The organism is Microbacterium terrisoli, from assembly GCF_030866805.1.
Taxonomy (GTDB): Bacteria; Actinomycetota; Actinomycetes; order Actinomycetales; family Microbacteriaceae; genus Microbacterium; species Microbacterium terrisoli.
Window position 1 is genome coordinate 2,881,267 of record NZ_CP133019.1, and the last position, 26,075, is coordinate 2,907,341.

At 69.8% G+C, this 26,075-nt stretch carries 21 protein-coding genes and 1 tRNA gene; 7 read left to right on the forward strand and 15 right to left on the reverse strand.

All coding sequences use genetic code 11. The features are described 5' to 3' along the window. Positions 1 to 16: 16 nt before the first annotated feature. Positions 17 to 1,903, reverse strand: coding sequence for a DUF2207 domain-containing protein (locus QU603_RS13065; RefSeq protein ID WP_308491813.1), 1,887 nt, complete (start codon positions 1,901 to 1,903; stop codon positions 17 to 19). Between the two features lie 35 nt (positions 1,904 to 1,938). Between QU603_RS13065 and QU603_RS13070 the strand changes: the two genes are divergently transcribed. Next, positions 1,939 to 2,394, forward strand: a complete 456-nt coding sequence (locus tag QU603_RS13070; protein ID WP_308491814.1) for a MarR family winged helix-turn-helix transcriptional regulator — start codon at positions 1,939 to 1,941, stop codon at positions 2,392 to 2,394. An 18-nt stretch (positions 2,395 to 2,412) separates the two neighbouring features. On the opposite strand, the gene QU603_RS13075 is transcribed toward QU603_RS13070, so the two are convergent. The 7 genes from QU603_RS13075 to QU603_RS13105 form a co-directional block, all read right to left on the reverse strand. Further along, positions 2,413 to 3,456 (reverse strand): DUF2804 domain-containing protein, encoded by a 1,044-nt coding sequence (locus tag QU603_RS13075; RefSeq protein ID WP_308491815.1) that lies wholly within the window; start codon positions 3,454 to 3,456, stop codon positions 2,413 to 2,415. Continuing rightward, a complete protein-coding gene (locus QU603_RS13080; protein ID WP_308494022.1) occupies positions 3,438 to 5,405 on the reverse strand; it encodes a glycoside hydrolase family 2 protein in 1,968 nt (655 codons plus the stop codon). The genes QU603_RS13075 and QU603_RS13080 overlap by 19 nt, the downstream gene beginning before the upstream one ends. Before the next feature lie 2 nt (positions 5,406 to 5,407). Beyond that, entirely contained in the window at positions 5,408 to 6,781 is a 1,374-nt protein-coding gene (locus QU603_RS13085; RefSeq protein WP_308491816.1) for an MFS transporter, read from the reverse strand. Positions 6,782 to 6,871: 90 nt separating this feature from the next. Then, complete coding sequence (locus QU603_RS13090; RefSeq protein ID WP_308491817.1) at positions 6,872 to 8,362, reverse strand: L-serine ammonia-lyase, iron-sulfur-dependent, subunit alpha; 1,491 nt, start codon at positions 8,360 to 8,362, stop codon at positions 6,872 to 6,874. A gap of 75 nt (positions 8,363 to 8,437) precedes the next feature. Further along, a tRNA-Arg gene (locus QU603_RS13095) sits at positions 8,438 to 8,510 on the reverse strand. A 66-nt stretch (positions 8,511 to 8,576) separates the two neighbouring features. Continuing rightward, positions 8,577 to 9,185 (reverse strand): asparagine synthase, encoded by a 609-nt coding sequence (locus QU603_RS13100; protein ID WP_308491818.1) that lies wholly within the window; start codon positions 9,183 to 9,185, stop codon positions 8,577 to 8,579. A gap of 168 nt (positions 9,186 to 9,353) precedes the next feature. Further along, a complete protein-coding gene (locus QU603_RS13105) occupies positions 9,354 to 10,304 on the reverse strand; it encodes an aldose 1-epimerase family protein (protein WP_308491819.1) in 951 nt (316 codons plus the stop codon). 182 nt (positions 10,305 to 10,486) lie between these two features. Here QU603_RS13105 and QU603_RS13110 point away from each other — a divergent pair, with 182 nt between their 5' ends. Beyond that, positions 10,487 to 11,077 carry a DnaJ family domain-containing protein gene (locus QU603_RS13110; RefSeq protein WP_308491820.1) on the forward strand — a complete coding sequence of 197 codons (591 nt, stop codon included), beginning with the start codon at positions 10,487 to 10,489 and terminating at the stop codon, positions 11,075 to 11,077. A 108-nt stretch (positions 11,078 to 11,185) separates the two neighbouring features. On the opposite strand, the gene QU603_RS13115 is transcribed toward QU603_RS13110, so the two are convergent. The 4 genes from QU603_RS13115 to QU603_RS13130 form a co-directional block, all read right to left on the reverse strand. Next, positions 11,186 to 12,226: an NAD(P)H-dependent flavin oxidoreductase gene (locus tag QU603_RS13115; RefSeq protein ID WP_308491821.1), complete on the reverse strand. Its 1,041-nt coding sequence runs from the start codon at positions 12,224 to 12,226 to the stop codon at positions 11,186 to 11,188. A 48-nt stretch (positions 12,227 to 12,274) separates the two neighbouring features. Then, positions 12,275 to 13,777, reverse strand: a complete 1,503-nt coding sequence (araA, locus tag QU603_RS13120; protein WP_308491822.1) for an L-arabinose isomerase — start codon at positions 13,775 to 13,777, stop codon at positions 12,275 to 12,277. 130 nt (positions 13,778 to 13,907) lie between these two features. Then, the gene (locus QU603_RS13125; protein WP_308491823.1) at positions 13,908 to 15,485 is read right to left on the reverse strand and encodes a xylulokinase; all 1,578 of its coding nucleotides are present in this window, start codon (positions 15,483 to 15,485) and stop codon (positions 13,908 to 13,910) included. After that, positions 15,482 to 16,213 (reverse strand): L-ribulose-5-phosphate 4-epimerase, encoded by a 732-nt coding sequence (locus tag QU603_RS13130; RefSeq protein WP_308491824.1) that lies wholly within the window; start codon positions 16,211 to 16,213, stop codon positions 15,482 to 15,484. Before QU603_RS13130 ends, QU603_RS13125 begins: the two co-directional genes overlap by 4 nt. Before the next feature lie 114 nt (positions 16,214 to 16,327). Here QU603_RS13130 and QU603_RS13135 point away from each other — a divergent pair, with 114 nt between their 5' ends. Beyond that, positions 16,328 to 18,247 carry a glycoside hydrolase family 127 protein gene (locus QU603_RS13135; protein WP_308491825.1) on the forward strand — a complete coding sequence of 640 codons (1,920 nt, stop codon included), beginning with the start codon at positions 16,328 to 16,330 and terminating at the stop codon, positions 18,245 to 18,247. Between the two features lie 35 nt (positions 18,248 to 18,282). After that, the gene (locus tag QU603_RS13140; protein WP_308491826.1) at positions 18,283 to 19,197 is read left to right on the forward strand and encodes an NAD-dependent epimerase/dehydratase family protein; all 915 of its coding nucleotides are present in this window, start codon (positions 18,283 to 18,285) and stop codon (positions 19,195 to 19,197) included. Between the two features lie 21 nt (positions 19,198 to 19,218). On the opposite strand, the gene QU603_RS13145 is transcribed toward QU603_RS13140, so the two are convergent. Next, positions 19,219 to 20,190: a 2-hydroxyacyl-CoA dehydratase gene (locus tag QU603_RS13145; RefSeq protein WP_308491827.1), complete on the reverse strand. Its 972-nt coding sequence runs from the start codon at positions 20,188 to 20,190 to the stop codon at positions 19,219 to 19,221. On the opposite strand from QU603_RS13145, the gene QU603_RS13150 reads away from it, so the two are divergent. Then, positions 20,189 to 20,803, forward strand: a complete 615-nt coding sequence (locus QU603_RS13150) for a CapA family protein (RefSeq protein ID WP_308491828.1) — start codon at positions 20,189 to 20,191, stop codon at positions 20,801 to 20,803. The genes QU603_RS13145 and QU603_RS13150 overlap by 2 nt on opposite strands. Here the strand turns inward: QU603_RS13150 and QU603_RS13155 are convergent. Continuing rightward, complete coding sequence (locus QU603_RS13155) at positions 20,800 to 22,041, reverse strand: FAD-binding protein (RefSeq protein ID WP_308491829.1); 1,242 nt, start codon at positions 22,039 to 22,041, stop codon at positions 20,800 to 20,802. The two genes, QU603_RS13150 and QU603_RS13155, sit on opposite strands and share 4 nt — an antisense overlap. 30 nt (positions 22,042 to 22,071) lie before the next feature. Beyond that, the gene (gene arfA / locus QU603_RS13160) at positions 22,072 to 23,613 is read right to left on the reverse strand and encodes an arabinosylfuranosidase ArfA (protein ID WP_308491830.1); all 1,542 of its coding nucleotides are present in this window, start codon (positions 23,611 to 23,613) and stop codon (positions 22,072 to 22,074) included. A 155-nt stretch (positions 23,614 to 23,768) separates the two neighbouring features. Here arfA and QU603_RS13165 point away from each other — a divergent pair, with 155 nt between their 5' ends. Further along, positions 23,769 to 25,109, forward strand: a complete 1,341-nt coding sequence (locus QU603_RS13165; RefSeq protein WP_308491831.1) for an extracellular solute-binding protein — start codon at positions 23,769 to 23,771, stop codon at positions 25,107 to 25,109. Positions 25,110 to 25,133: 24 nt separating this feature from the next. Next, positions 25,134 to 26,075, forward strand: a complete 942-nt coding sequence (locus tag QU603_RS13170; RefSeq protein WP_308491832.1) for a carbohydrate ABC transporter permease — start codon at positions 25,134 to 25,136, stop codon at positions 26,073 to 26,075.

The window sequence follows — 26,075 nt, forward strand, 5'->3', positions numbered from 1 at the left end:
TCGCCTGGGCATGCTGTCAGACCCCGCCGCCTCCGCCACCGCCGCCACCACCGCCGGCGGAGCCGCCGCCGCTCGAGCCGCCCGAAGTCGATGACGAGGACGCAGCGGCAGACGAGAGCGAACCGACGCCGGCGGCGAACGTCGCGGCGTTGAAACCCGCTGTGCCGGCATACCAATACGGTGTCTGGCCTGCGGGGTACATCGCGGCCAGCCGCTCGGACCATTCCTTCTCTTGTCCGAACACGACCGCATACGGCAGCAGCTTCTCGTACAGGCGGATCATCTGGCGCGAGTCGTTCACGTCCACCCGCACACGCTCAGCGCCCGACGGCGACTGCAGCATGCGGATGCGGTCCGCTTCGGCCCATTCGATGAACAGCTTCAGCCCTTCCAGGTGGTCGCGCACCTCGGCGCCGGCAGCCGTCAGCGGCTTGCGCGAGATCAGCATGACGGCTGTGACGAACACCGCAGTGGCCAGCATCATGACGATCACCGGGATCACCGCACTGACATATGAGGCCAACGCCACGACACCGGCGATCAATGCCACCGCGAAGAAGACCGACGCCAGCAGAATGGGCACCGCCCGTGTTCTCGCCGGCACCGTGCGCCGCAGCCCGCGCTGCGACAGCTGCGCGGCACCCCAGCGCAGCATCTTCTGTCCCGCTTTGGCGAAACGCGAGTTCGAACCTCCGAACGCGAACACCGCGCCGGGTGCGGCATCCTCACCGAACAATCCACGCAGCAGCATGCGGCCGTCTTCATCGATCGCCTTGCTGCGGTCCACGAGCTCGGCCTGCATCTTGTGCGCACCGAACAGGCGCTTCTCGCCCTCGATGATCCGGATGCTGCCGCCCACTGCCTGCTCGAGCACCTCGGCCGGCACCGCCTTCGACGTCGCGCGACGCATCACCGCGGCGATCAGTGCGTCGATTGACTCGGGCGGAGTGTATTCGGCGATGATCGTGGGGCGGCCCGCGGCATCCTTCAGCCTTCGTGACCGGGTGAACACCGCCGTCACCAGCGCGGCGATCGCGCCGAGGCCGGCGACCCCCTGCACCCACCCCCACGGCGAGGCGAGGAACGACGGGTCGAACGGCGTGAACGTGCCCTGTCGAAATGCGACGGCCATCGTCATCGTCTGCCGAGGGCCGACGCTCTGCGCCGACGCGGTCACGACCTGCCCGCCGTCCGCGGCCGTACCCGCGGTGATGCGGCACGCCTGGCTCGTGCCCTGGGCACCCTGATAGCAGCTCTGCGCGCCGGTCATCTCGGCTGCGAGATCGGCCGGAACGTGCAGCGTGGCAGTCACCGAGCCGAACGGCTGCCGCCAGTCGACGCCGTTGACGTCCCAGTAGAACTCGTCGGCGTCGGTGTCGGCAAATGCCCACGTGACGTGCCGCAGGGTGTAGGTGAACACGTAGGTCTGAGCGCCGTGCACGAAGCCGGGCGCACGAGAGGTGACGGTGAACGTGCCGTCGTCGTGATCGACCTCTGCCGGGCGCGGCGCGCCGTTCCCGTCGGTGACCGAGACCAGGTGCGGCTCCAGCGGCTGACCGTTGTAGGTGTCGGGGATGCTGCGGCGCATGCCGTGGTTCTGATCGGTGTCGGGAAACAGCGCGACGAACGTCTCGACGACCCGCAGCGTGCTCGCCCCGTCCTTGTCGCGCCCGAGCGTGTAGTCGGCGTGCATGCTCTGGAACGAGAAATCGTCGACGCCGGCGCGGGCGCGGTCGCCGGCGGGCAGGGGCTCGGCGCCCGCGACGTCGGCGGATGACACGGAGGCGCGCAGCACGTGCGTGGCCGGTGCGGCCGCAGCGGCGTCGGCGGCCAGCAGCATCGGGATGACGGATGCCGCGACGGCCACGACCAGTGCGAGCAGAGTCCTACGGAGAGTGCGCATCGTTGACCAGCCTATTGTCCGGCTACGCTGGTGCGATGACCGATCGTCGCCTCGCCGTGGCTGCGTGGGAGAGTCTGTTCCGCGCACAGCACGACGTCTTCGACCGGATCAGCGGCGACTTCTCCGAAGCCCGACTCACTCAGGCGGAGTATGACGTCCTGCTCACCGTGGCCCGCGCACCCGAGATGACCGCGCGATTGCGCGACGTCACCGCCAACATGCTGATCAGCCAGCCCAGCGTCTCGCGGCTGGTCGATCGGATGGTCTCCCAAGAGCTGCTGTCCAAGTGCGCCGACCCCGATGACGGTCGCGGGTCGCTCGTGCGTGCGACCGACCGGGGTGCCGCGGCATTCCGGGCCCTGGCGGCCCAGCACGCCCGCACGATCGCCGAGCACATGTCCGCGCTGGACGATGCCGAGTTGGCGACCCTGAAGGCGCTGACCGACAAGCTGCGCGGCTCGCTCGACGACGGCAGCGCGCCGGCCGGCTGAGCGGGCGGACGCCCGACGTCACCAGCGGTTGTGCACGTCTTCGGCCCACCCGTCGATGCCGTCGAAGGCGACGACATCACCGTTCGGCACGGTCAGCGAACCGGCCCAGCTACCGAAGAGCTGGTGCGTACGGCTGGAGAGGACGACGAGATCGGTTCCGGAGGTCTTGTCGTAGAGCGGGGTGAAGGATGCCTCCAGCCCGCCGCCGCTGATGCGCCACGGCCGCAGGAAGTCGGCCGGGTCGTAGTCCCAGTCCAGCTCCGTGTGGATCTTGTGCAGCACGCCGTCGATCACGAGCCCGTTCTCGGTCTGCCCGGTGCCTCGGGTCCACTGCCCGCCCACCTGCAGGCCGATCGTGCGCCCACGCGAGATGCCCGAGCCCGCGCCCCAGTTCCAGCGCACGTCGTACGGCCAGCGGCCGCGCCCGTGGTCGAGCACCGCCCATGATTCTCCGGCCGGCACCTCATGCACGACTCCGTCGATCGTGACGGTTCCGGCCGCGGGGAGCGCGACATCCTTCACGGTGTACTGAAAGCGCTTCTCGCTCCACGGCACCACCGCCGCCAGACACTCATGGCCGGCGGGGCGGGTGATCGTGACGTCGAACCGTGCCCGAGGGATGCGGGCGCGCAGACGCACGCGTCCGGCTGCGCCTTCGACGAGTGGGCCGAGCGGGTCGATGTCGATCTCGAGGTCCTTCGCCCGGGCGCGGGCAGGGCCGGCATCCAGCCGCGGCGGCAGCTCGACGCCCCGGGCCGGGATCACCGTCGCCGCCTTCGCGATCTCGAACCGCGTCGGACGCTCGAGCACCCACACCTCGTGCACGGCGGCGTAGTCGATCGATGACACCGTGGCCGCGAGCACATGGGTGGGGGTGATGATGTTCCAGTACTCCCAGCGCTTGTTGCGCCCCCAGCTCACCACCCGACCGGTGTCGTTGACCCGACGTCCGATCCCGCCGGTTTCGACGAGGGGATGCCGCGCCCAGCCCACCGCGTCCGGATTGAGCGTGCCGTCGGGCCCGGTGAGCGGGACGGGCGCGGTCAGCTCTCGCGCATCCATGCCGGATCATCCTCTCGGGCAGCGTCGTCTCGGGCAGCGTCCTCTCGGGCAGCGTCGTCTCGGGCAGCGGCGCGCAGACGGTCGTTCATCCGCCGCACCGCGGCTTCGTCGACCTTCACGAAGCGCCGGTCGTAGGTCACGAGCCCATTGTCTTCGTCTTCGACATCCGTCAGCTGTGTGTAGACGAGGGCGGCCAGTCCCGCCTGCACCGCCGGAATGATCTCGCGCTCATGCAGCCGCTCGAACGCTGCCTGCAGCCGCTCGCGGGTGCGGTAGCGGCGGTAGCCGAACCGATGCGAACCCCACGTGCGTCCCGGGACCGCCAGGCTGTAGCCTCCGTACTCGGTCAGCGCCAGCACCCGATCGTCGCGACGGCGCGGCACCCGCACCGCCCGGAAGTAGACGTGCCTGCTCTGCAGATCGCCGGCCCCCTGGTCGTGCCATCCGCTCGCATGGTCGACGGGGCGGGTGGCATCCCACCGGCGGACCAGTTCGGCGATCCGTGCGGCGTCGAATTGGCCCCAGCCTTCGTTGAACGGCACCCACAGCACGATGCTGGTGACACCGCGCAGGTGATCGATCAGCTCCTTCAGCTCGGCCTCGAAGCGTTCGCGTCCGCGTGCCGACGCGCGCCCGAACGCCGCATATCGGTCGTCACGCGTCGACGGGGCCCCCAGGGCGGGCGCCATGATCACGCGCGGCCGGTAGGTCGTGCCGCCGTTGACGGCGTCCTGCCAGACGAGCATGCCGATGCGGTCGCAGTGGTGATACCAGCGCAGGGGTTCGACCTTGATGTGCTTGCGCAGCATCGTGTAGCCCAGGCGCTTGGCCAGCAGGATGTCGGACTGCAGCGCCTGATCCGACGGTGCGGTGTATCCGCCGTCGGGCCAGTAACCCTGATCGAGCAGCCCCACCGGCAGGTACGGTCGTCCGTTCAGCAGCAGGCGCGGATTGCCGCGCTCGTCGTGCCCCACTCCGAGCGAGCGCATGCCGACGTACGAGCGCACCCGGTCCTCGCCGAGGGCGATATCGACGTCGTACAGGAACGGGTCTTCGGGCGACCACGGTCGCACCGGGCCGAGGTCGACGCGGGTGGGCACCCCCACCGGCACGTCAGCGATGGCCACGGTCTCGCCGTCCGCGCGGATGGTGAGGGATGCCGTGGCCGCGGTGTCTGCGCCGGTGCTGTCGATCTCGACCACGACGGCGGAGTCACCCACGCCGCTGTCGGCACCGGCGCCGGCGCCGACAGCACCATCGACAGCGCCGACGACAGCCGAGCCGAGCTGCGGCGTGAGGCACACCGCGTCGACGGCGATGCGCGGCACGGTCTCGGTCCACACCGTCTGCCAGATGCCGGACTGCGGCGTGTACCAGATGCCGCCCCGGCCGCGGGACTGCTTGCCGCGGGCGAGCCACGACGTGTCGGTGACGTCACGGACGGCGACGACGATCTCGTGCTGTTCGCCCGGCGCGAGCGCGTCGGTGACATCGACCGTGATGGGCAGGTAACCGCCGGTGTGGCCAACGTGGGCAGCCGGTGCGCCGCCAGCACCGGCGGCTCCCACCTCCACGCCGTCCACCGCTATCCGGCAGGACTGGTCGACCGCTCCCAGGTGCAGCAGCACGCGCTCATCTCCGACGGGCTGATGCGTCAGGCGCCACGAGCGTCGGTACCAGAGCGTCTGGCCGGGCACCAGCATCCTCTGCACCGTCGAGAGCACCGTCTCGGGCGAGAACGGGACGATGATCGAGCCGTCCCATGCGGCAGGCGGATCTGCCGGGTCGGCGACGGCGAGCGGGTCGGCTGCCGCATCGGCCGCCAGCGGTGTGATCGCATACTGCCACGGCCCGTTGAGGTTCTGCCAGCGGTCGCGTTCGAGCTGTGGACGGGGGTATTCCGGCAGGGGCGCCGAGGGATCGAGCGCCTCGCCCCACGAGGTCATCATCGTCACGCTGTGGCATCCTCCGCGTCGGACTCTCGCGCAGGAGCAGGCTCGCCGGGCTCGGGCAGCGGCGCCCGGCGCAGCAGCAGCACCGGGATCACGACGAGCACGGCCACCACGGCCGCGGCGACGAAGATCCATGGCGTCGGCACCTGCTTGACCACGCCGAGGTCGGTGTAGGTCTGGTTCGCCCCGACGATGACCCACGCGCCGATGAAGGGCCCGGCGACCATCGGGATCAGCACCATCGCGATCATCCGCAGACCCTGCACCATGCCGACCCGGTCGACCGGGGTGACATCGCGCACGCTGGCCGACAGCGCCGCGACCGACAGCATGAAGCCGCCCATCATGATCGTGCCGAACACGATCACCGGCAGCATGTCGCGCACGAAGAACATGCCCACAAGACCTACGACCATGATCGCGGTGGCCGGGATGATCGCCCGGGTCTTGCCCACGCGGTCGATCACCCGGCCGCCGAGGACGCTCATCACCGCGGCCAGGATCAACACGCTCGCCAGCACGATCGCGTAGCCCTCGATGCGCAGATAGCGCTGGATGTAGATGATCAGGTACGGGATGAACACCTGGGTGCTGGTGCCGAGCACCGCCCATGCCGCCAGCAGGATGTACAGCCGGGGGTTTGCGCGCACGGTGGCCGGCGTGAGTCCGTGGACCACGGCGGCGAAGTACCCGTCCGGCGGAGTGCGCTGCTCATCGGGCTCGCGCACGAGGAACCACGCGATCACCCCCACCACGGCGGTGGCTGCACCCACGATTGCGAAGAACAGCATCCACTGCCCGTCGCGGGAGAGTCCGTCCAATGCCCCGAAGACGATCAGCATGCCCATCAGCGGCATGATCGCGAGCACGCCGTCGACCCGCCCGCGGTTGGCCGGCACCGTCGACTCGGTCACCCACGCGTTGAACGCGGCGTCGTTCGCACCCGAGCCGAAGAACGACATGATGCAGTCCAGGAGCACGATCGCCACGATCGCCAGTCCCACGCCCTGTGCGGCATCCACTCCTCCGGGAGTCTGCACGAAGCCGAACAGCGCCGTCGTGACGCCCCACAGCACGTAGCCGACCGCGATGAACGGCCGGCGCCGCCGCACGCGGTCGGAGGCGGCTCCGATGAGCATCGTGGCGAGGGTGGCCGCGACGGCCGAGGATGCCACGAGCACGGCGATGACGTTCGGATCGGTCGAGATCGTGTCGTACACGAACACGTTGAGGTACATGTTCTCGACCGTCCACGCGAGCTGGCCGACCAGCCCCAAGACGATGACGACGGTCCATGTGCGTGCGGTCAACGGCGCGCGGAGGCGGCGGGGAGCGGTCTCAGCGCGCGCAACGACGGGGGGATCGGCGGGCATCGGCATCCTTGCTGAAACGAGCGGCGGTTCGGGTTCTGTCGATCCTACGCCGGGCGCTCGGCCCCGACCGCGCCGGGAGGGCGCAGCGGTTCAGCACTCGATGACGTTGACGGCGAGCCCGCCTTCGCTGGTCTCTTTGTACTTCGTCGACATGTCGATGCCGGTCTGGCGCATGGTCTCCACGACCGTGTCCAACGGCACATAGTGCGAGCCGTCGCCGCGCAAGGCGAGGCGGGCGGCGGTCACGGCGGTGGAGGCGGCGATCGCGTTGCGCTCGATGCACGGGATCTGCACGAGCCCGGCGACCGGGTCGCACGTCAGGCCCAGGTGGTGCTCCATCGCGATCTCGGCGGCGTTCTCGATCTGGCGGTTCGTGCCGCCCATCACCGCGGTCAGCCCGCCGGCGGCCATCGCGCAGGCCGACCCGACCTCGGCCTGGCAACCGCCTTCGGCGCCCGAGATCGACGCGTTCGCCTTGAACAGCGATCCGAGGGCCGTCGCCGTCAGCAGATAGCGACGGATGCCGCGGCGCCGGTTGGCTTCGGCGACGGCGTCATCGGCCGCGGCGGTCTCGGCGTCCTGCGCCCTGCCGTCGACGTCGAGCAGCGCGCTGCCGACCAGTTCGCCGTGCGGGGTGACGGCGTTGCCGACGCTCAGGCCGGAATCGGCCAAGAACCGCCACCAGTACATCGCGACGGCGGGCACGATGCCTGCCGCGCCGTTGGTCGGTGCGGTCACCACCCGGCCGCCCGACGCGTTCTCTTCGTTCACGGCGAGCGCGAAGGCGCCCAGCCACTCCCCCGGCAGCTCACGGCCGCGGTCGGCCTCGCTCTCTTCGAGCTGCGCGCGGATCGTGCTCGCGCGGCGCTTGACCTTGAGCACTCCCGGCAGAACCCCCTCGGCCGACAGTCCCCCCTCGACGCACGAGGCCATCGCGTCCCAGATCGCGTCGAGGGCGGCGGCGACCTCCTGCTCGCCGCGCAGGCTCTCTTCGTTGCGCCGTGCGGCCTCGGCGATCGTCAGGCCCTGCTCGTCGCACAGCGCCAGCAGCTCGGCCGCGGTGTCGAACGCCAGCGGATACGGATGCTTCGACACGGCGGTGGGTTCGCCCTCGCGGCGGATGAAGCCGCCTCCGATCGAGTAGTACGTCTCCTCGGCGACGGTCGCGGCATCCTCGTCATACGCGGTCAGAGTCATCGCGTTCGGGTGCGCGGGCAGACGCGTGCGCGCGGCGAAAGCGATGTCGGCCTTAGCGAAAGGCACCGGATGCGATCCGTCGACCGTCAGCATCGCGCCGTCGCTCCAATCGACCCACGCCGCGCGCACCGACGCCGGATCGACCGTCTCGGGCGCCTCGCCCCGCAACCCTGCGACCACGGCGTCGGGCGTGCCGTGCCCGAGGCCGGTGGCGCCCAGCGACCCGAACAGCGTGCAGGCCACTCGCGCGACGCGCGGCAGGGCTCCCGCCTCGCGCAGGCGGGCAGCGAAGTCACGGGCGGCGCGCATCGGGCCCACCGTATGAGAACTCGACGGTCCGACGCCGATCGAGAACAGTTCGAAGGCCGAGACGTATGCACTCACCCGTTCAGGCTAAGCCCCGCAGACGTCGAAAGCCCCCTCTCGCGAGGGGGCTTCGACCACTGTCTCAACACAGTGTGCGCTCGAAGGGACTCGAACCCCCAACCTTCTGATCCGTAGTCAGATGCTCTATCCATTGAGCTACGAGCGCTCGCGCACGTTGCCGCGCACAGTCATTCATCCTAACCGACGAACAGGCCCACCGCGAATCGAGCAATCACTCCAATTCGGACAGGTCCACACCGCCGACGACGACCGGCGCGTCGTCCACGACGGGTCCGTTGAGCCCGCCCGCCGCGCCCTGCGCATTGCGGCGGCGATGGGCGGCCAGGCGGGGCAGATCCACGAGCCGCAGCGACTGCATGCGCGCCTCGCGCAGCTTCGCATAGTCGGGTTCGAGGTCGGGGCGGGCCGCCTCGATGCGCAACGTGCTGTCGAGGTTGCGTTCGACCTCGGCCCAGGCCGCCTCGCGGGCGTCCTCGACGAGGGTGCGCAGCTCGTCGGGGTCGTCGGCTCGCTCGCGCAGCTCCTGCGCGACACGCTCGGACTGGCGCTGACGCGTGCGCAGATTGCGCACGTCGCGGCTGCGGTAGTCGTGCGTGCCATACGAGTCGGTGTAGCGGCCACGCGCCCGGCGCCGGTCGGCTTCGATGCGCTGAGCGTCCTGTTCGGCTTCGGCAGCCAGGTCCAGCAGTGTGGCGCGCGCTTCGGGCACGAACCGCTGCACGTCGAAGTCTTTGCCGCCGGCGAGGGTCTCGACGAGGATCCGGTTCTTCAGGGACAGCCGGGTCGCCGCCGAAGCGACGTAGAGGCCCTCGGCGACCATGTCGGCCACTTTCATGCGCTTCGGACGTCGCCATGACCGCACAGTCCGGTTGGTGTCCGACACCGCACCTCCCGCGCCCGCTCGATGATCCTCCTCAAGCGTAGTGCGCGGCATCAGCGTCCAACGCAGGGAATCTCCCTCGCGGGGCGGCACCCGCACGGCATGCGCTCAGGCGATCGCGGCGATGCGCCACTGCGCCGTCACCGACTCGCCCGGCTCGATCACGATGAGGCCGGTCTTGTACGGATACGTCGCGGCATTGAACGCGTCGGGCGCACAGGTCATCGGTTCGACGGCGACCCCGGCACGGTGCGCCGGATCGGCGGCACCACCGGGCTGATCGGACGTGTAGACCTGCACCCACGGGCACGCAGCATCCCACGACATCTCCACACCCGCACCGGAGCGGTCCGTCAGCCGCGCGGCGAAGGCACCGTCAGGGTCGGAGGTCAGATCGGTGAACGCGTGGTCCAACTGCACGCCACCGATCGAGCGCGCCGTGCGGAAGTCGAAGCGCTCGGCGTCGACCTCGACCGAGGTCAGCCCGTCGGGCAGCATGCGCTCGCCCGCCGCGTGCAGCACCTGCGCGGCCGGCAGCTCGAGCGTCCAGTCGTCGACATGACCGTCGCCGGCGACCAGATACGGGTGGGCGGACGTGCCCCACGGGGCGGGCCGCTCGGACTCGTTGGTCGCCGTCACCGCCTGCGTGAGGCCGTCGGCGTCCAGCGTGTAGGTCGTGCGCACGACCACTCGCCACGGGTAGCCCTTCTGCGCCTCGACGACGGACTCGAGGGTGACGTGGCTTGCTCCCTTGCGCACCGGCAGGTACTCGACCCAGGAGTTCAGACCGTGCAGTGCGTGCCCACGGGCAGGCTCGGTCAGCGACAGCTGGTAGTCGACGCCGTCGAACGTGTAGCGGCCGTCGACGATGCGGTTGGGCCAGGGAACCAGCGTCGCACCGCGATGCCCCGGGCGCACTTCGTCGGCGCCGAACGGCACCGTCAGATGCCGACCGGCGAAGGTGAGAAGGCGCACAGAGGCTCCGACGCCGGCCACGACCGCCTCGTAATCTCCCGCACGAAGCGCGTGTTGCGTACCGGACAAGGGTGTGCGTGCCATGGTGCGAAGTCTTCCTGGGTATCGGGGGGATGCCGCGGCCGGACGCCAGCGGGCGACCGTGCATGAGCTTCGAGTCTACTCGGAGGGCTCCGCCACCCTGTGGGCGGTGCTCCGTCGGGCTGTACCAGGCCTTCGCGGGGGCCCGGCGCGTGTCGTAGGCTCGCAGGAACGGGAGGTGCCAGATGCCCGACGACCCACGCGAAGCCGCTGCCCGCTACCGTCTCGAGCAGGAGCGGCGCGAGCATCCCGAACGTTTCACCGACCACGACGAGCCCCGGGCGACGCCGCGGGCCATGACCGAGACCGAACGGTGGGCGTACGTCGAGACGTCGCTGCAGCAGGCGATCCGCCGCGGCGAGTTCGACGATCTTCCCGGAGCCGGCAAGCCCCTGGAGGGGCTCGGCGACCACCACGATCCGGACTGGTGGATCCGCCGCAAGATCCAGACCGAGCAGCTGACCGGTCTGGGGCCGGCCGCGCTGACGCTGCGTGTCGAAAGCGCCGAGCTCGAGCAGACCCTCGATGCGCTGCGCCGCGAAGACGAAGTGCGCGAAGCGCTGGAGGACTTCAACCGCCGCGTGATCGAGGCGCGGCGCCAGCTGCTGGGCGGCCCGCCGGTGGTCACGCCCACCCGCGATGTGGACGCCGAGCTCGCCGCCTGGCGACGGCGGCGCGCCGATCGTGAGCGTGCGGTCGCCGCCGATGCCGCCGCGCGTGCGGCCTCGGACCAGTCGTCTGCGCGCCCGCGCCGCCGGCTGTTCGGCCGCCGCTGAGTCCGCTCTCGCCCGCGTCGAAATCATGTGGTTTCGACGAGAGCACACGCAATTGACGTCGAATCGATGTGTGCTGGACGAACACACGTGATTTCGACGCGGGACGGGTCAGGCGGGCAGGCCCGCGCGCAGCTCGGCGAACACGTCGGCGGCGTCGGTGCGGGTGGCAAGGGCGGCGCCCTGCCCGGCCCACAGGGACTGATACTCCCCCAGCCCACGTCGGCCCGCCTCAGCGCGGAACTGGCCGGTCAGCCAGTTCTGCGCGGGGAACGGCGCGATGCGATCGGCCGCCTCGATCTCGCGCACGGCATGGTTCGGGATGCCGCGGCCCGGCCGGCCGCTCATGGCCCGGGTGAGCCGGGTGGTCGTGTCCACGGCCGCAGCGATCGCTTCGCGATGGGCGGCCGAGGCGGCCGATTGCTGCGTGCGCAGGAACGCGGTTCCCACCTGCACTCCGGACGCACCCAGCGCGAAGGCCGCGGCCACCCCTCGCCGATCCGCGATGCCGCCAGCGGCGATCACGGGGGCGGTCACGGCATCCACCACCTGGGGAACCAGCGCGACCAACCCGATCAGCGAGTCCTCCGGCGGGGCGAGGAACGAGACCCGGTGGCCTGCGGCCTCGGCACCGCTGGCGACGATCGCGTCGACTCCGGCCGCATCGATCGCCCGAGCCTCGGCAACGGTCGTCGCCCCGGCGATCACGCGGATGCCCCGATCGTGCGCGGCGGCGACAAGCTCGGCCGAGGGCACGCCGAATACGAGCGAGAGCACGGCGGGGGCGGCATCCAGCACCGCATCCAACTGCTCCTGCACGTCGGGCAGGAACCGCGCCGGCGGCACGGGCACCGGTACACCCAACTCGTCGAACAGCCCTGCGACGGCGTCTGAGGCAGGGCCGAGGTCCACGTCGGCCGGGGTGACCTCGTCGCCGGTGGGCAGCCACAGGTTCACCGAGAACGGCCGGTCTGTGGCAGAGCGCAGCTGCGCGATCGTGTCGCGGATGCGGTCGGCCGAATACCCGTACAGGCCGTACGAGCCGAGGCCGCCGGCGTCGCTGACAGCGGCGACCAGCGCCACGGAGGACAGTCCGCCGAACGGGCCCAGGACGATCGGATGCTCGATGCCGAGCGCGGCTGACACGGTCATGCCTCGACGCTACTCCGCCACGGCGAGGCAGCGGCGCAGGAGCGTCGCCTACAGCCCCTGCGCGAGACGGTAGTACGCCTGGTTCCAACGCACTTCGCGTTGGAAGCCGGCCACCGTGGTGCCCTCGTCGATGACCAGCAGCTCGGTCTGGGCCATCTCGGCGAAGTCGCGCCACACGTCGATGCCCACGGCGGTGGTCATCACTGTGTGGTGGGCGGCGCCGGCGGTCAGCCAGCAGGTCGCCGAGGTCGTGAAGTCGGGCTGCGGCTTCCACACCGCACGGCCCACCGGCAGCTGGGGCAGGTCGGGGGCGGCAACGTTGTCCACGACGTTGGCCACGAGCCGGAACCGGTCGCGCATGTCGCTCATGGCCACCACGACTGCCGGCCCCGCATCGGCGGTGAACACCAGGCGCACCGGGTCGTCCTTGCCGCCGATGCCCAGCGGGTGCACCTCGAGCCGCGGGCGCGCGGTGGTCAGCGACGGCGAGACCTCGAGCATGTGCGCGCCGAGGATCTTCTCATCGCCGGGGATCAGATCGTATGTGTAGTCCTCCATGAGCGACGCACCCCCGGGCAGGCCGGCCCCCATGACATTGGCCACGCGCACGAGGATCGCCGTCTTCCAGTCGCCCTCGGCACCGAACCCATAGCCTTCGGCCATCAGCCGCTGCACGCCCAGACCCGGCAGCTGCTTCAGCGATCCGAGGTCTTCGAACGACGTCGTGAACGCGGCGAAACCGCCCTCGTCCAGGAACGCGCGCAGCCCGAGCTCGATCGCCGCGCCGTCACGCAGCGACTGGTGCCGCTCGCCTCCGCGACGCAGCTCGGCCGCCACGTCGTAGAGCTGTTCGTACTCGGCGACCAGGGCGTCGACGTCGGCCGAGGACGCCGCATCCACCGCCGCGGCAAGCTCGTTCACGCCCCAGGTGTTCACCTGCACGCCCAGGCGCAGCTGCGCCTCGGTCTTGTCGCCCTCGGTCACTGCGACGTGGCGCATGTTGTCGCCGAAGCGGGCGAGCTTGAGGGTGCGGGATGCCGCCAGCCCCGCCGCCGCGCGCTGCCAGTGCTCGATCTGCTGCAGCACGACCGGGTTGGACACGTGCCCCACGACGGTCTTGCGCGGCACGCCCAGGCGGGTCTGGATGTACCCGAACTCGCGGTCGCCGTGCGCGGCCTGGTTGAGGTTCATGAAATCGAAGTCGATCTCATCCCACGGCAGGTCGACATTGGCCTGCGTGTGCAGGTGCAGCAGCGGCTTGCGCAGGGCGTCCAGGCCGGCGATCCACATCTTGGCGGGGCTGAAGGTGTGCATCCAGGCGATGACACCGATCACCTCGTCGCGTGCGTTCGCATCCAGCGCCAGGCGACGGATGCCGTCCGGCTCGATCAGCACCGGCTTGAACACGACCTTCACCGGCAGACCGGCAAGCCCTGCCACGACCTGCTGCGCCTGGGCCGCGACCTGGCGCAGCGTCTCGTCGCCGTACAGGGTCTGGCTGCCGGTGGCGAACCAGACTTCGTAGCCGTCCAAGGAGGTGGAGAGGGTCATGGAGTCGTCCTTCTTATGCGGGGAGTGCTGTACGGGGGTGCTGATGCGGGGGTGCTGATGCGGGGGTGCTGATGCAGGGGTGCTGATGCGGGGGTGCTGATGCGGGGGTGCTGATGCAGCGGAGGAGCTGTCAGAGGTGGGCGACGGCGGCGCGTTCGACGGCGAGGCCGGCGTGGTAGCGGTCGAGGTACGCGGCGAAGCCGGCGGCGTCGGCTGGGTCGGGAGCAGCGATCTCGGTCTTCGCGTCCGTGAAGACACGCTCGTCCAGGTAGGCGGCCAGGCCGAGGCCCGATGAGGCGGCGGCGAATGTCGCCAGCACCGCGATTCCCCACGCTCCGCCCTCAGATGCCGTCTCACCGACGGCCACCGGAGCGTTCAGCGCAGCGGCGAGGAACCGCTGCGCGACACCCGCGGTGCGGAACATTCCGCCGTGGGCATACATCCGATCCAGGGCGACGCTCTCGCCGTCGAGGATGCGCATGCCGAGCGCGAGGGTGCCGAACACTCCGTACAGCTGCGCGCGCATGAGGTTGGCCAGATTCAGTTCGCTCTCCGGCGTGCGCACGAACAGCGGGCGGCCGGCATCGGTGCCGGCGATCGGCTCACCGGCCAGATGGTTGTAGGCGAGCAGCCCACCGGCGTCGGCAGCGCCGGCCAGAGCCTCGCGGAAGAGCACGTCGAACGCGCCGTCGGCGGTGACCGGGCGCCCCGAGGCGGCGGCGAACCGCTCGAACAGTCCCACCCAGGCGGCCAGTTCGCTGGCCCCGTTGTTGCAGTGCACCATCGCCACCGGCGAGCCCGCAGGGGTGGTGACCAGGTCGATCTCGTGGTGCACGGCCGACAGCGGGCGTTCGAGCACCACCATGGCGAAGATGCTCGTGCCCGCGCTGATGTTGCCGGTGCGCGGTGCCACCGCGTTCGTGGCGACCATGCCGGTGCCGGCATCCCCTTCGGGCGGGCAGACGATCGCTCCCGGCTGCAGCGTGCCCGACGCGTCCAGCAGCGCCGCTCCGGCCGCAGTCAGCTCGCCGGCGGGCAGGCCGGCGGACAGGACCCGCGGAAGCAGTTCGCGCAGCGCCGGCACCCGGCCGGCGACACGCTCGTCGTAGCGGGCGACCAGAGCCTGGTCGTAGTCGCCTGTGGCGGCATCGATCGGGAACATGCCGGAGGCGTCGCCCACTCCCAGCACCTTCTGCCCGGTCAGCTGCCAGTGCACGTAGCCGGCCAGCGTCGTGAGGAAGCGGGCCTCGGAGATGTGCGGCTCGTCATCGAGCACCGCCTGGTGCAGGTGCGCGATCGACCAGCGCAGCGGGATGTTCTGCCCGAACAGTTCGGTGAGCTCCGCTGCGGCAGGCCCGGTGGAGGTGTTGCGCCACGTGCGGAACGGCACGAGCAGCTGGTCATCGGCACCGAACACCAGGTAGCCGTGCATCATCGCCGACACGCCGATCGCGCGCAGGCGATCCAGCGGCACGCCGTACGCGGCCTGCACCTGGGCCGCGAGATCGGCGAAGGCCGCCTGCAGCCCGGCGTGCACCTCGGACAGGTCGTACGTCCAGCGTCCGTCGACGAACGCGTTCTCCCATTCATGCGAACCGGTGGCCAGGATCTCGTTCGGATCCTCGCCGACCAGACAGGCCTTGATGCGGGTGGACCCCAGTTCGATGCCGAGCGTCGCGCGCCCGGCGGCGATGTCTTCGGCGCTCATGACCTGCTCCGCCTGTCGTCGGCAGTCTGTCCGTACACGTTCTGGTAGCGGTCGTAGAGGCTGTCGATCGCCTGCTGCGGGATCGGCAGCAGGTCACCGCCCTGACGGGCGATGTGCACGGTGCGGGCCACGTCTTCGAGCATGACCGCCGCCTTCACAGCATCCTTCGCACTCGCCCCGATCGTGAACGGACCGTGGTTCTGCATCAGCACGGCACGGCTGCGATGGCCCTGCAGCGTCTGCACGATGCCGCGGCCGATCGAGTCGTCACCGATGATCGCGAAAGGCCCGACGGGGATCGGGCCGCCGAACTCATCGGCCATGGCGGTGATCACGCACGGGATCTCCTCACCGCGCGCAGCCCATGCCACCGCGTACGTGGAGTGCGTGTGCACCACGCCGCCGACCTCGGGCATGTTCCGGTACACATACGCGTGTGCGGCGGTGTCGCTGGAGGGGCTGCGGTCGCTGCCGGTAGAGCCGGGCACCACGGTGCCGTCGAGGCGGCACAGGATCATGTTCTCGGGAGCCAGATCGTCGTAGAGCACACCCGACGGCTTGATCACGAACAGGTCGTCCGCAGGATCGCCGCCCAGCCGCACCCGCCCCGACACATTGCCGCCGGTCCACACCACGAGCCCGTACCGCACGAGCTCGCCGTGCAGCCGCGCGACATCCGCGCGCGTCTGGTCGATCAGCGCCGCAGCGGCCTCATCGATGTCTGTCACCTTTGCCTCCATCGGTCTTGCCTGGTCGTCAATGTTACCGGTCACATGCGCTTTGCGCCACTACTCGCTATCTTGAATCCGCGGCCACATGTCGGGCGCGTTCAAAGGATGATGATGACTCGACCCGTTCCCTCCGCCCCCGTGGTGCCCACGCACGGGCGGCTGCGCCCGCTCGGATTGAACGACGTGCAGATCACCGGCGGCTTCTGGGCGCAGCGCCAGAGAGTGAACGCCGCAGCGACGCTCACGCACATCGGCGACCGCCTCGAATCCGAGGGCTGGCTGCCGAACTTCGATCTGGCCGCCGCCGGGCGTCTGCCCGAAGGCCGCCGCGGACGGGAATTCGCGGACTCCGAGGTGTACAAGTACCTCGAGGCTCTCGCGTGGGAGGTGGGGCGCAGCGGCGATCGCGCCCTCGACGCGCGTCTGCGCGCGGTGGTCGCCCGTGTCGCGGCGGCCCAAGAATCCGACGGGTACGTGAACACGGCGTTCGGCCGCCCAGGTCAGGAGCCGCGCTGGGCACACCTCACGTGGGGCCATGAGCTGTACTGCCTCGGCCACCTCTTCCAGGCGGCGGTCGCCCGGCACCGCACGGTGCCCGACGCCGACGACGGTCTCGTCACCCTCGCGCGCCGGGCCGCCGATCTGGTGTGCGAGACGTTCGGTGCCGGCGGCAACCCGGGAGTGTGCGGCCACCCCGAGATCGAGACGGGGCTGGCGGAGCTGGGCCGCGCACTCGACGAGCCGGCGTACCTCGCGCAGTCCGCACTGTTCGTCGACCGACGCGGACACGGCGTGCTCGGCGACACCCCGTGGGGGCGCGAGTACTTCCAAGACGACACGCCGGTGCGTCAGGCCCACGTGCTGCGCGGCCACGCCGTGCGGGCCAACTATCTGGCCGCCGGCGCGGCCGATGTCGCCACCGAGAACGACGACACTGCGCTGCACGATGCTCTGCGCACGCAATGGGAGCGCACCGTCGCACGCCGCACCTACCTCACCGGCGGCCAGGGCTCGCGGCACGAGGACGAGGCGTTCGGCGAGGACTGGGAGCTGCCCGGCGACCGCGCGTATTCGGAGACGTGCGCAGGTGTCGGCTCGATCATGTTCAGCTGGCGGATGCTGCTGGCCGACGGCGACGCGCGATACGCCGACCTGATCGAACGCACGCTGTACAACGTCGTGGCCACCTCGCCCGCCGAGGACGGCACGGCGTTCTTCTACGCGAACCCGCTGCATCAGCGCACCCCCGGAACCGTGCCCGATCCCACCGAGACCTCACCGCGCGCGTCCTCATCACTGCGTGCGCCGTGGTTCGAGGTGTCGTGCTGCCCGCCGAACGTGGCCCGGACGCTGGCCAGTCTCGACGCCTACATCGCGACGGCCTCGGAAGACGGCATCCAGGTGCAGCAGTATGCCTCCGCGCGCGTGCGGACCACTGTCCCCTCGGGCGCCGAGGTCGCGCTCGACATCGACACGCGCTACCCCGCCGACGGGGAGGTGCGCATCGCGGTGGCCGCCGACGCATCGTTCACGCTGTCGCTGCGGGTGCCCGCCTGGGCCGAGGGGGCGACGCTTCACGTGCTGACTGCCGACGGGACGGCCGTCGAGCCCGCACGGCGCGTCGCCGCCGGTGTGTACGCGCGGATCGAGCGCGAGTTCCACCGTGGAGACGTCGTCACGCTGATGCTGCCGGTCGCCCCGCGGGTGACCCGCCCCGATCCACACATCGACGCCGTGCGCGGGTGCATCGCGATCGAGCGCGGGCCCGAAGTGCTCGCCCTGGAGTCCGTCGACCTGGTCGGCGTCGACCATGTCGACGATGTCGTGGCCGTCGCCGGGGCGGTGCCGGTCGAACATGACGGGCGCATCTGGCTGCCGGTCGCGCGACGGAGCGGGCACGAGGATCTGTGGCCGTACGCGAGCGTCGAGCCGTCGGCATCCGTCGACCCCGGCGAGGTGGCGCTGATCCCCTATCACTCTTGGGGCAACCGCGGGTCGTCCACCATGCGGGTGTGGATCCCCACCGTCTGAGCAGCGCGAGCAGTGAGAGGTGAGAGGCTGAGCACATGCGTATCGCCGTCACCGGGTCGTCCGGCAAGCTGGGTTCGGTCGTCGCGCGCGAGCTGCGCGCGGCGGGGCACGAGGTCATCGGGCTGGATGCCACGGGCCCGCGCGGTCCGGGATTCGTGCAGGTCGACCTGACCGACTACGGCCAGACTGTGGATGCTCTGACCGCCGTGAACGATCAGCACGACGGGTTCGACGCGCTCGTGCATCTGGCGGCGATTCCCGCGCCGGGGATCCGCAGCGACGTGGCCACCTTCCACAACAACATGGTCGCGACCTTCAACGTCTTCTGGGCGGCGACCAGGCTCGGCATCCGGCGCATCGTGTACGCGTCGAGCGAGACGGTGCTGGGACTTCCGTTCGACGTGCCGCCGCCGTACGTGCCCGTCGACGAGGAGTACCTGCCGCGGCCCGAGTCGGTGTACTCACTGGTCAAGGTGCTCGAAGAGCGGATGGCGAGCGAGCTCGTGCGGTGGTCCCACGCGCCCGCAGGCTCCGCGCAGCGCGCCGGCGGTACGTGGAGTGGGCGCGGGGAGCATCCGGAACTCTCTATCACGGCACTGCGGTTCTCGAACGTCATGTGGCCCGAGGACTATGCGGCATTCGCCGCCGTGCAGGATGACGCGTGGGCCCGCAAGTGGAACCTGTGGGGCTACATCGATGCCCGCGACGGCGCACAGGCGGTGCAGCGCGCGCTCGAGAATGCTCGACCCGGTTTCGACCAGTTCATCATCGCCGCCGCCGACACCGTCATGGAGCGGTCGAACGAGCAACTGCTGGCCGAGGTGTTCCCCGACGTGCCGCGACGCCGGCCGGTCGGCGAGCACGACACGCTGCTGTCGATCGAAAAGGCACGGCGGCTGCTCGGCTACGAGCCGCGGCATTCCTGGCGCGACGAGGTGCGGCAGGGATGACGCGCCACCCGCGTGGCGGGCTCAGCGGCCCGTGCCCACGGTTCCGGTGAGCCACCGCGCCACGTCGGCACGGACGGTGTCGGCGTCGTATGAGGACTCGTCGGCATTGTCGGCGCGCAGCACATAGACGGGGATGCCGGCCCGCTCGAGCGCTGCGGTGATGGCCCGTCCGCCGCGCGGGTCGTCGGAGACGAGATGGACGACGCCGTCGACGCGGTGCTGCCGCGCCTGGGCGACGTACCACTCCGGGGCCTCGGGCGCGACGTACAGGCGCTCGTGGAATCCGATGAAACGCGAGGCGAGCGCACGCAGCGGGTCTCCACCCCGCCGCGCGTAGCCGTCGGCGGCGATCGACAAGTACATCGACCACACGAACACGGCGCCGAAATGCTCTTCGAAGTGCCGGTAGAAGCCCATGTCGAACCAGAGGCCCCGTCCGATCCACATCAGGCGCGCCCGTTCGTCGGGGACGACGGCGTAGCCCGCGTCGACCCGCTCGGCGATCTCGTCGTGCAGCTCTCGTGCGGCATCGCGCGCCCAGGTCGTCCCGCGGTGCCACTGCGGCAGCATCACCGCCGGGATCGTGTCGTTCACGCGCACGGGGAGCCGCGACGCTGAGGCGATGAGATCGCGGGTGCGACGGTTCCACTCCGCCTGCTCGTTGCCGAGGTCGAGGATCTCCCGCATCGCGCCCTCGTCGTATCGACCGCCGGTGAGATCGGCCAGCACGTCTGCCAGCGCGTGCAGCTCGTCGACCATGAGGTCGATGCGACCCGATCCCACCACGCGCTCCCAGTCGTCGGCGATCGTGCGCCACCACTGCGCCACCGGGGCCGTCTGCACCGTGCTCTCGAAGGCGAACAGCGACACTCCGACGACGTCGCGCCAGGCTTCGAAGAGCTTTCGGGTGACATCACCCGTGTAGTCGGTGGCCACCAGCGCGGGGCGAGGCAGCGCGCCCCACCCGTCGACGGCATCGGCGGGGCCGTTCATGACCGACATCCACACCTTCTGCGAGCCGGGTTCGCTCCAGCGCTTCCACGCCGACGTGAGCGCGGCGGCACAGTCCCACGACATCGTCATCGTCGCCTTGCACAAGCGACTCGTGCACACCCCGGCACTGCTGGCCGACTACGAACGAGAGGTCGCCCATGCCGCGGTGGATGCCGGGGCGGCAGCCGTCATCGCGCACCACGCGCACATCCTGCGCGGCGTCGAGGTCTACCGCGGACGGCCGATCTTCCACGGGCTGGGCAATTTCGTGACCGTGACCGATGCGCTCACCCCGGTGCACGCGACCACTGCCGAGGCCGAGGCCTGGGCTGCGCGGCGGCTGGCGCTGTTCGGATTCACCCCCGATCCCGCCATGCCGTCGTACCCGTTCCATCCGCACAGCCGCAACACGATGATCGCCCAGCTCGAGATCGACGCAGACCAGGTCCGCGCGGGGTTCGTGCCGTGCTGGATCGACGACGATGCCCGTCCCGTGCCCAAGGGCGCGGATGCCGGCGGCCAGGCGGTGCTGGACTACGTGCGTGCGATCACCGACGCAGCGGGCCTTGCGACGCAGTACGAATGGGACGGCGATCTGGTGCGGGTGCGCTAGCCGATCGCGCGTCGCACGAACGCGTTGCGGAAGCGCCCTTCCGGGTCGTACCGGTCGGCGAGGGCGCGGAAGTCGGCCAGCCGCGGATACATCGCCGCCGCGTCCAGTCCCGCGAAGACCTTGCCCCAGTGCGGCCGGGCCCCCAGCGGATACAGGACGTCTTCGATCGCGGGCAGCGCTGCGGCGACGGCCTCGGTGTCGCGCACCCAGGTGAAGTGCAGTCCGACCACGTCGGTGCCGTACGCCGTCGACAGCCACAGATCGTCGGCGGCGACCGAACGCAGCTCGGTGATCTGCAGCAGGTCGCGCAGCCGCGGGCCGAGTGCGCGCACGGCGGCGATCGCCTCGACGGCATGTACGCGCGGCACGAGATACTCGGACTGGATCTCGGCCCCGGCCGAGGGTGTGAACTCAGAGCGGAAGTGCGCGAGCCGCTCGCTCCAGGGGCCCGCCACGCCCAGCTGCTCGGTGACGTTTCGCACGTCCATGCCCGCGATCATGTGCCGCGGTGCGACTTCGGCCACGGCACCGAAGAAGTCCTCGCCCACCCGCGAGGGAGCATCCACGCGTTCCTTGATCCATGCCAGCGAGACCGTCGGCTCGTCCCAGAGCGTGAACAGCGACACGCTGTAGGCAGAGGCGAAGATCTCGTCGAACCGGTCGGCCACGACATCCCACCCCAGTCCGCCGAACAGGCGCTGGCGCACCGCGAATGCGGGCTCGATGTCGAGGGTCACCTCCACGACGACGCCCAGCGCGCCGATCGCCACCACAGCGCCCTCGAACCCGGGGTCTCCGCGGTGCAGCTCGACGCTCTCACCGGCGCCGGTGAGAAGTCGGATGCCGCGCACCGCCGTGGCGAGGTTCCCGTTGCGATCGCCCGACCCGTGCGTGGCGGTGGCGACCGCCCCGGCGACGGAGATGTGCGGGAGTGAGGCGAGGTTGTGCAGCGCCCAGCCGGCCTGCTGAAGCACGACGGCGAGGTCGCCGTAGCGCACTCCCCCGCCGACGGTCACCGACCGTGCCTCGGTGTCGATCTCGATCGAGGTGGCCAGACCTGCCGTGCTGATGAGGAGGTCATCGGTGTCGGCGATGTCGTTGAACGAGTGCCGACTGCCGATGACGCGCACCGCAGACGAACCGGTGATCAGCGCGGCGAGCTCGTCGATGCCCCCCGGTTCGGCGAAGCGCGCCGCGTCGTAGTGGTGGTTTCCGGCCCAGTTCGTCTGCTCGTGCACGCCCTCATCTTTCCATCTCGGCGGCGATGCTTAGTGCGCCGATGCCTCGACGAGCACCCATCCCCACGACAGCGGCGGCAGGGTGAAGGTCAGCGCGTCGCCATCGATCGCCGCGCCCTCCAGTGCCACCAGTCCGATGCGTTCGGGAGCGTCTTCGGTGTTGCTCGCGAACCGGTCCCCGCCCTCGGGGATGGTCAGCACCTCGGCGCGCGCGATGCCGGTCGGAGTGAATCCGTGCAGGCCCACCGTGACCTCGGCGGCCTCGTCCAGCCCGCGATTGGCGGCGAACACGGCGATACGACCGGTCTCGGCATCCCATGTCGCGCTGGTGTCCACGACATCCACCTCGCCGAAGCGGGCCGTGTCGTACCGGTCGGAGCTCGTGCGCACCGAGAGGATCTCACCGCGCGCGAAAGCGGACATCCGCGCGAACGGCCAGAAGATCGACTGCCGCCAGGCCGGGCCACCTGCTTCGCTGCGGATCGGAGCGATCACGTTCACCAGCTGCGCCTGGTTGGCGATCGCGACGCGGTCGCCGTGGCGCAGCAGCGAGTTGAGCAGAGTGCCCACCACGACCGCGTCGGTGACGTTGTATTCGTCTTCGATGATGCGCAGGTGCTCCTGCCAGGTGCCGCGCGCCTCGATGGTGGCGGGCATGTCGTCGCCGGTGCGGGCCGTCTGGTACCAGACGTTCCACTCGTCGAAGGACAGGTTGATGCGCTTGGTGGCCTTGCGCTCGGCACGCACGGCATCGGCGGTCGCGACGACCGATTCGATGAAGTGGTCCATGTCGACCGCCGAGGCGAGGAAGCTCGCGGCATCTCCGTCCTTCTCCTCGTAATAGGCGTGCAGCGAGATGTAGTCGGCGATGTCGTAGGTGTGCTCGAGCACCGTGCGTTCCCATGCGCCGAAGGTGGGCATGCCGCTGCCCGAGCTGCCGCACACGACGAGCTCGATCGAGGGGTCGACCAGGCGCATGGCTTTGCCGGCCTCCAGCGCCAGGCGACCGTATTCGTCGGCGGTCTTGTGGCCGATCTGCCAGGGACCGTCCATCTCGTTGCCCAGGCACCACAGCGTGATGCCGAACGGCTCTTCGGCGCCATTGCGCCGGCGCAGATCGCTGAGCTCGGTGCCGCCTGGGTGGTTCGCGTACTCGACCAGGCGGCGCGCGGCATCCACCCCACGGGTGCCGAGGTTCACGGCCTCCATGAGCTCGACATCGGCCTTGCGCGCCCACCCCGCGAACTCGTGCAGCCCGAAGGCGTTCGTCTCCACGGTGTGCCACGCGCCGTCCAGTCGGCGGGGGCGGGAATCGGCCGGTCCGACCCCGTCTTCCCAGTTGTAGCCCGAGACGAAGTTGCCGCCGGGATACCGCACGACGCTCACCCCCATCTCGGCGGTGAGGTCGAGCACGTCCTGCCGGTAGCCGTTCTCGTCGGCAGTGGGGTGTCCGGGCTCGTAGATGCCCGTGTAGACGCACCGGCCCATGTGCTCGACGAACGAGCCGAACAGGCGGCGCGGCACGGGGCCGACGGTGAAGTCACGATCGAGGGTGACTGTTGCGCGAGTCATGGCAGACATTATTACATCGTTGAATTGACCGCGCACAACCGGCGGGCGCAAACACCGGATCTGATGTCAACGTTTACATCCGGCGGCACGCGGTGCTAGCTTTACCACGTTGAAATGCACCCCGCTCATCGTCGACGAGGAGGTCTTCGATCGCCATGGACCAAAGAACCGGAACGCTCTCCCGCCGCGGCTTCCTGACCGCAGCGATGGGAGCCGCGGCCATCCCCCTGCTCGCCGGCTGTTCGTCGCCGGTCAGTGCAGGGCTGTTCGGCGCCCAACTCTCGCCCGAGACGCTCGTCTACTGGAACCTCTTCGGCGGTGGCGACGGCACCCGCATGGAGGCGATGGAAGCCGGCTACCGCAAGATCTACGGGGCGAACTCGCTGCAGGCGACGACGTTCGCGTGGGGCAACCCCTATTACACGAAGGTGACGCTGGCGACGGTGGGCAACCGGCCGCCCGACGTCGCCGTCGCGCACCTCACGCGCGCCAAGCCGCTGTGGGACGGCGGACTGCTCGAGCAGATCACCGAGGCCGATCTCGCCTCCGTGGGACTGAGCTCAGCGGACTTCAACCAGCGACCGTGGCAGGCACAGGCCACCGACGGCAAGAACATCGCGGTCCCGCTGGACACACACCCGCTCGTCATGTTCTTCAACTCCGACGTGTGCAAGAAGGCGGGCCTGCTCGACAGCGCAGGTCACCTCGTGCCGCTCGATGACATGGACACCTTCGAGGCGGCATTGGCCGCCATCAGCAAGGTGACCGGCGGGGCGGCGATGACCATCGCCAACGTCGGAGGCGAGACGGCGACGCCGTGGCGCGTGTTCTGGACCTTCTACAACCAGCACAAGGATGCGACGCCGTTCCTGTCCGACAACGGCGCCCGGCTGACGGTCGACGAGGACATCTTCCTCGAAGTCAACGACCGACTGCAGAAGTGGGTCAAGCAGGGCTGGGTCAACAAGGCGCTCGACTATGCGACGGCCGAGTCGTACCTGTTCACCGGCAAGGCGGGCCTGTACCTGGAAGGCGAGTGGGAGATCACCACGGCGCAATCGGTGAAGGGCTTCGAGTTCGGCATGGTGCCGCTGCCGACGCTGTACGACACCCCGGCGTCGCAGGCCGACTCGCATACGTTCATCCTGCCGCGCAAGAACCGGTCCGACGAGCAGCGTCTGCAGGCGATGAAGTTCATCAAGGCCATGCTCGATCAGTCGATGATCTGGGCCAAGGGCGGTCACGTCCCCGCGTATCTTCCGGTCGCCGACAGCGCTGAGTACAAGGCGCTGCAGCCGCAGTCGCAGTACGCGTCGGCAGCCGAGCACGCCGTCTATGACGACGCCGCCTGGTACGGAGGCTCCGGGTCGACGTTCGAGGGCATCGTCGGCGCGCAGCTCGGCCTGATCCAGCAGTTGGCCAGCACCCCGAAGCAGGCCATGGCCGCCATCAAAACCCAGCTGCGGGTGTACCTGAACACCCCGAGCCCGCTCTGACATCGATTCTGGAGGGACAACGACGTGACCACCACAACTCTCATCGTTCCGCCCCGAGGGCGCAGTCGCTACGCGGCGCATCCCCGCGCGAGACGCGACACGCGCTCGGCGTGGCTGTTCATCGCCCCGTTCGGGGTCTTCTACCTGGCGTTCCTGCTCGGGCCGACGATCTACATGTTCGTCATGAGCTTCTTCAACACGTCGACGGTGCGCACAGGGCTCGGCTCGTTCGCGGGGTTCGCGAACTACGCCGAGATGCTCACGCGCTCGGACTTCTGGAGTTCGCTGTGGCACACCCTGCAGTTCACGATCTATACGACGCCCCCGCTGGTGATCATCGCGTTCGTGTTCGCCGTGCTCACCAACCGCATGCGGCACGCGCAGTGGTTCTACCGGCTCGCGTTCTTCCTGCCGTTCATCCTGCCGTCGGCCACGATCTCGCTGATCTGGGTCTTCATCTTCACCCCGTCCACTGGGCTGTGGGCGCTCGCGCAGGAGGCGCTCGGGATGACGCCCGGCTCGGGCGTGCTCTCCAGCCCCAACACCGCGATGATCGGCATCGCCATCGCCACGCTGTGGTGGACCCTCGGGTTCAACTACGTGCTCTACCTGGCGGGCCTGCAGGAGATACCGCGCGACCTGTATGAGGCGGCCGCCGTGGACGGCGCCACCCCCTGGCAGCAGATCTGGAGCATCACGGTTCCGATGCTCAGCCGCACCACGACGCTCGTGCTGCTGCTGCAGATCATCGCCAGCCTGAAGATCTTCGACCAGGTGTACCTGATGACCGGCGGCGGTCCGGGCATCTCGACGCAGGTCTCGCTGCAGCTGATCACCGGCACCGCGTTCACCGACAACCGCGTCGGGGCCGCCAGCGCCGCCAGCGTTCTCCTGTTCATCGTCATCATCGTGATCGCGGTCGTCCGGCAGATAGCCGATCGCGCCGCAGCCCGGAAGGAGTTCTGA

What these genes read in the sequence shown, in the direction of transcription:
- QU603_RS13150 (WP_308491828.1), top strand. Translation starts at nt 20,189, where the DNA reads ATGACCGACATCCACACCTTCTGCGAGCCGGGTTCGCTCCAGCGCTTC.
- QU603_RS13115 (WP_308491821.1), bottom strand. Translation starts at nt 12,226, where the DNA reads ATGACCGTGTCAGCCGCGCTCGGCATCGAGCATCCGATCGTCCTGGGC.
- QU603_RS13100 (WP_308491818.1), bottom strand. Translation starts at nt 9,185, where the DNA reads ATGGTCGCCGAGGGCCTCTACGTCGCTTCGGCGGCGACCCGGCTGTCC.
- araA (WP_308491822.1), bottom strand. Translation starts at nt 13,777, where the DNA reads ATGACCCTCTCCACCTCCTTGGACGGCTACGAAGTCTGGTTCGCCACC.
- QU603_RS13105 (WP_308491819.1), bottom strand. Translation starts at nt 10,304, where the DNA reads ATGGCACGCACACCCTTGTCCGGTACGCAACACGCGCTTCGTGCGGGA.
- QU603_RS13125 (WP_308491823.1), bottom strand. Translation starts at nt 15,485, where the DNA reads ATGAGCGCCGAAGACATCGCCGCCGGGCGCGCGACGCTCGGCATCGAA.
- QU603_RS13140 (WP_308491826.1), top strand. Translation starts at nt 18,283, where the DNA reads ATGCGTATCGCCGTCACCGGGTCGTCCGGCAAGCTGGGTTCGGTCGTC.
- arfA (WP_308491830.1), bottom strand. Translation starts at nt 23,613, where the DNA reads ATGACTCGCGCAACAGTCACCCTCGATCGTGACTTCACCGTCGGCCCC.
- QU603_RS13135 (WP_308491825.1), top strand. Translation starts at nt 16,328, where the DNA reads ATGACTCGACCCGTTCCCTCCGCCCCCGTGGTGCCCACGCACGGGCGG.
- QU603_RS13080 (WP_308494022.1), bottom strand. Translation starts at nt 5,405, where the DNA reads ATGATGACCTCGTGGGGCGAGGCGCTCGATCCCTCGGCGCCCCTGCCG.
- QU603_RS13110 (WP_308491820.1), top strand. Translation starts at nt 10,487, where the DNA reads ATGCCCGACGACCCACGCGAAGCCGCTGCCCGCTACCGTCTCGAGCAG.
- QU603_RS13065 (WP_308491813.1), bottom strand. Translation starts at nt 1,903, where the DNA reads ATGCGCACTCTCCGTAGGACTCTGCTCGCACTGGTCGTGGCCGTCGCG.
- QU603_RS13070 (WP_308491814.1), top strand. Translation starts at nt 1,939, where the DNA reads ATGACCGATCGTCGCCTCGCCGTGGCTGCGTGGGAGAGTCTGTTCCGC.
- QU603_RS13075 (WP_308491815.1), bottom strand. Translation starts at nt 3,456, where the DNA reads ATGGATGCGCGAGAGCTGACCGCGCCCGTCCCGCTCACCGGGCCCGAC.
- QU603_RS13085 (WP_308491816.1), bottom strand. Translation starts at nt 6,781, where the DNA reads ATGCCCGCCGATCCCCCCGTCGTTGCGCGCGCTGAGACCGCTCCCCGC.
- QU603_RS13145 (WP_308491827.1), bottom strand. Translation starts at nt 20,190, where the DNA reads ATGAACGGCCCCGCCGATGCCGTCGACGGGTGGGGCGCGCTGCCTCGC.
- QU603_RS13165 (WP_308491831.1), top strand. Translation starts at nt 23,769, where the DNA reads ATGGACCAAAGAACCGGAACGCTCTCCCGCCGCGGCTTCCTGACCGCA.